8 protein-coding genes are annotated in these 3,995 nt (G+C 51.3%); 7 read left to right on the top strand and 1 reads right to left on the bottom strand.

The genetic code is table 11. The annotated features are described in order from the left end of the window. Positions 1 to 136: 136 nt before the first annotated feature. On the bottom strand, positions 137 to 430 hold the full coding sequence (locus KIS29_11390; GenBank protein MBX8640929.1) for a hypothetical protein: 294 nt from the start codon (positions 428 to 430) through the stop codon (positions 137 to 139). 332 nt (positions 431 to 762) lie between these two features. Between KIS29_11390 and KIS29_11385 the strand changes: the two genes are divergently transcribed. The 7 genes from KIS29_11385 to KIS29_11355 form a co-directional block, all read left to right on the top strand. After that, positions 763 to 1,974: a hypothetical protein gene (locus tag KIS29_11385; GenBank protein ID MBX8640928.1), complete on the top strand. Its 1,212-nt coding sequence runs from the start codon at positions 763 to 765 to the stop codon at positions 1,972 to 1,974. A gap of 1 nt (position 1,975) precedes the next feature. Further along, complete coding sequence (locus tag KIS29_11380; protein MBX8640927.1) at positions 1,976 to 2,377, top strand: hypothetical protein; 402 nt, start codon at positions 1,976 to 1,978, stop codon at positions 2,375 to 2,377. After that, positions 2,374 to 2,679 carry a hypothetical protein gene (locus tag KIS29_11375; protein MBX8640926.1) on the top strand — a complete coding sequence of 102 codons (306 nt, stop codon included), beginning with the start codon at positions 2,374 to 2,376 and terminating at the stop codon, positions 2,677 to 2,679. The genes KIS29_11380 and KIS29_11375 overlap by 4 nt, the downstream gene beginning before the upstream one ends. Then, entirely contained in the window at positions 2,680 to 2,913 is a 234-nt protein-coding gene (locus KIS29_11370; GenBank protein ID MBX8640925.1) for a hypothetical protein, read from the top strand. It abuts the gene before it with no gap. A 145-nt stretch (positions 2,914 to 3,058) separates the two neighbouring features. Then, positions 3,059 to 3,205: a hypothetical protein gene (locus tag KIS29_11365; GenBank protein ID MBX8640924.1), complete on the top strand. Its 147-nt coding sequence runs from the start codon at positions 3,059 to 3,061 to the stop codon at positions 3,203 to 3,205. Between the two features lie 185 nt (positions 3,206 to 3,390). Further along, positions 3,391 to 3,687: a hypothetical protein gene (locus tag KIS29_11360; protein ID MBX8640923.1), complete on the top strand. Its 297-nt coding sequence runs from the start codon at positions 3,391 to 3,393 to the stop codon at positions 3,685 to 3,687. A 20-nt stretch (positions 3,688 to 3,707) separates the two neighbouring features. Further along, the coding region (locus KIS29_11355) for a hypothetical protein (protein MBX8640922.1) at positions 3,708 to 3,995 on the top strand (288 nt) is incomplete at its 3' end.

Here is a 3,995-nt window from a genome sequence, read left to right as displayed (position 1 = left end):
CGAAACCCCTGAAATCAATTCTAAAAAGACGGAGAATAAAAAAAGGAAGGTGAAAACATGAAAAAAATGCAGAAAATAAAGAAAGCGATATTTGAACGCAACGAGACGCTTGGAGTGGCATTCACGGTCCTTGGAATCATGATGAGGGTGAAGCCATGACCCATGATGAGGAACGCCTTGGCTGGCCTGACCGCATCCGGCTGTTCTTCCTTTTCTTCCTTGCAATCTTCATCCTGGCCTTCGTTGTGGACACATCCGATTCAGTCATTTCAAGAATGGTGATCCCCATCGGGAAGCATCCCTGGGCATCCCTTACGGTGCTTGCGATCCTGGTCATTCTCACCCTGGCGGTGATCCGCTGACTGCCCGCAGCCCCGATGCCGTAGACGCGATCATCCTGCAGTACCTGCAGACCGCCGGTTCGATCCACCTCTCCGCCAGGAGCATCAGCAGGGGCCTCGAAAGGTCGGGCCACAGGATATCGAGCCGATCCGTCGCCTACCACCTCCAGCACCTGCCCGTGGACGCCACCATGACCATCCGGAGGAAGTACTGCCTCCAGGAACAGGAATAATATTAAGGTTGTGCGTCATGAATAGTTAAGTCTTGCGGGCATGCGAAAGCCATCAAGTCCCGCAAGACCATGACTTTCTCGTACCCGCATGGCGCCAACAGAAGGGAGGAATGGAGGCTTCCGGGATCAGCTCCTGATGCTTTACCAGGCAAAACGGATGCTTTTCCCGTTTGTTTCCGGAAAACTCTATGAAAAAACTGAGAGGAATTTGGGGAATAATAATCGCCTTGCTGGTGGTTATCAGCGTTCCTTTGGGAGCGTATGTCTTCAGCGCTGATGCCAGCATAGGGCCGTCCTCGGCAGGCCTGAACACCCTGGCCGGGGTAGGGATAGCAAACGAGACAAGTGCGGTATGGCTCCTGAACGAGAGCGGAAATTCTGCGCACTGGTACCAGGCAAGCTTCACGGTGAACAAGGTCACCAATGCGATCACATTCTCGACGCCTGCCAAGGAGAAGATATCGACCGTGATCGTGCAGACAAAGAATATCTCGCAGGATGTCTATGATGAACTGCAGAACGGAGCGCTTTTCACTTTTTCGGACTTTACCATTACCGGGGTAAACACTAACCTGACCAGCGCATACATGTACTTCGGGGAACCGGTCAACGCGACAAGCGTCAATTCCATTGGAGACAAGGGCATAACCGATTACGCAATGAACCAGACGCTCTTTGATGCACAGGCCTCGTACTTCGGATCATCGGTGCAGCTCAACCCGATAACGTATCTGGCATCCGGCTTCACAAGCACGCCGCAGTACGCATTCCACCTGAACCAGAGCAAGAACGCCACAGGCTTCCAGAGCGCGAGCATAACATTCACACAGTACTTTGAGTACACAAACGGGCAGAAGTTCCCGCTGGTGACATACATAGCATCCATAGGCCTCGTGATACTGCTCCTTGCCATCTACGTAACGTATCTGGCCGCCCCGGCATATGAAGGCGGGGAGGAAGGAAGGGCAAAGGCGTTCCAGACACGCAGGGAGATGGGAGTCGCACTGGTCGGCATTGCAGGCGCACTGGGCATACTGGTAATTGAGGGCTTCGTCGGATCCATCACGCCCCTCGGGGGATGGGGATCGGCCATAGCATCTCTGTTCTTCTTCGGGCTGTTCATCTTCGCGTACACAGAGATCCCTGAGAGGCAGAGGTACAGCAGGACCATGGGCGTGGGCCTCATAGGCATGGTACTCGGGTTCGTCCTGAACATGTTCTGGCCCTTCGGGACCATAGTGTTCAACTTCATGACATCCCCGAACGTCGTGGCCCTGATATACGGCTGGCTGGCTGTGGTCTTCTTCATAGTCATAGCGTACTATGGCCTGATCGACACGAAGAGGTACAAGCTCAGGAAGATCCGCAGGGACCAGTCCGCGAGGAAACTGAAGGCGTGACATGACGGAAGACCTGCAGACAGAGGCAACCGACGTCGAGGGGTACGCAGGCTGGGATCTGGATGACATCCTGATCCTTGTCGGCGTCTCCATCATCGCCGTGGTGGGCCTGGCCTTCTGGCTGTATTCCCATCAGGTTGCGCAGATCGGCGTGGGCCTTGTCGGCAGCTTCACCTCACCGGTGAGTGCCGGCTTCAATGGCCTTGCGTCCCTGATAAATGCCTTCTTCCAGTGGGCGTCCCATGCGGTGTCGAACCTGGCCATACTGCCGGCATTCTACCTCCGCATCATGCAGCAGATCGCCCTCGTGAAGGCGTTCGTCTCGCAATCGATCGGGATCCGGTCCATGCTGTCCCTCTTTACGGACAGCGGATACGCGGCCATGACCATCGCAGGGGCGTGAACGGAATCTCCCTTGCAAGAAACATACCAAAAAGTGCCGCCCTCGTGGAATTCGAGGACGGCGCATATTTTTTCATGATCATTATTGCGGCTGTGATCGTTCTGGGCATAGTGTTCTATCCCGCACAGATCCAGTCCATATTCTCGGGCCTTTTCGCATCATTCTTTGCCCCGGCCTCGGCATTCATCCATGGCCTCATCGGGTTCTTCTGGTCCCTGATCCAGAATATATTGAACATGGCATGGAACGGCATCCAGGGGGGCGCAAAATCACTGTACAACAATACCATAGGGAGGCTGTGAATGGCCGAATCAAGATCCGGATGGACCCTCATACTCATGGGTTCGCTGATGCTCGTCTACCTCCTCGGCGCCCTGATGATCGGCCAGCTCGGCTTCGCCGTGTTCCTGGGGAACGTAACGGCATATGCGACGCACATGAGCGTGGACGCTGCCATAACGCTCTGGACAGGGATATACATCCTTGCCACGGTGATGGCACTGGGCCTCGGCGTATACCTGGAGACGGACCCATGAACCGCCGGGACGAGGAGGACAGGAAGGAGGACGGCCAGAGGATGAAGTTCCTGGGGAGCTTCGAGAGATTCGCCAGCCACATCACCAGGAGATCCAGGTAGCCATGGGGGAAAAGGTTAATATGTCACTAAGTAGTATGCAGAGTATGACCAAGACAACCATCAAGGTCGAGACAGCGACAAGGAAGAGGATAAGGATCCTTGCGGCAAGGCTCGACGTTGACATGGACGAGGCCATTAACAGGGCTGCGGAATGTCTTGAAAACGCTCTGCCAGGAGAGGAGGTGAAATAGATGTTTGGAAAAAACGACAAACCCCGGACGAAACCTACGAAAAATATGCCTGTGAAGAACAGGAAAAACTCTTTGTCAGTGGCTATTACAAGAAGGGAACGTGGGTATCGGGGTATTGCAGGGAAGCAGAATCGTATTACAACTTTGGACAGGAGATACCTCTGAACAGGAAAGAGAGACAATCAATGGATGAGGAAGCAAGAAGAATTGTCATGGAAAATGTGGAGAGGAATGCACCGGAGTATCTTGGATTTGTTTCCGGCATGGAATTTAGACCTATGAAATCTAAAACAAACAATAAAAATGGAACTGTGGAACGTGCAAAAATTCGGGGCAATACCGTCTATTTTGATCCAGAGCTTGTGTCCAATGACGCTAAGTTTGAGCATGTGCTTTTACATGAGACTGCACATAAGATTGAACAGGAGCAAAATGGCATCATGGAAAAAAGAAGAGCGTGGAAGTGGAGATATGAGGCGTAAAATATTTGAGGTAAATATATATGGATAATATAGATAGAGAAATAAAAAAGATATTGGAGAATTTGCCACCAAAAGACAACATTCCAGAAATTATAATTGATAAGCGTACTGATAATTTCTGGAATGTTAATAGAGAATGGGTTCCAATTCGGCATCAAAAAGAGTATCTTGAATATGAATATTCTCCAATAGCAGATGAGTTGGATCATATTTATCATAGATATATTGTTGAACCAAAAGAACAAGGGTTATTATCTGATGATTATACAGTTCGGGATATTGAGAATCAATTTGTCAGTTATTCTTTG

This window comes from Candidatus Sysuiplasma jiujiangense (genome assembly GCA_019721075.1).
Lineage (GTDB): Archaea > Thermoplasmatota > Thermoplasmata > Sysuiplasmatales > Sysuiplasmataceae > Sysuiplasma > Sysuiplasma jiujiangense.
Note: the sequence above shows the minus strand (reverse complement) of the source record. Positions and strands in the feature narration are given on the sequence as shown.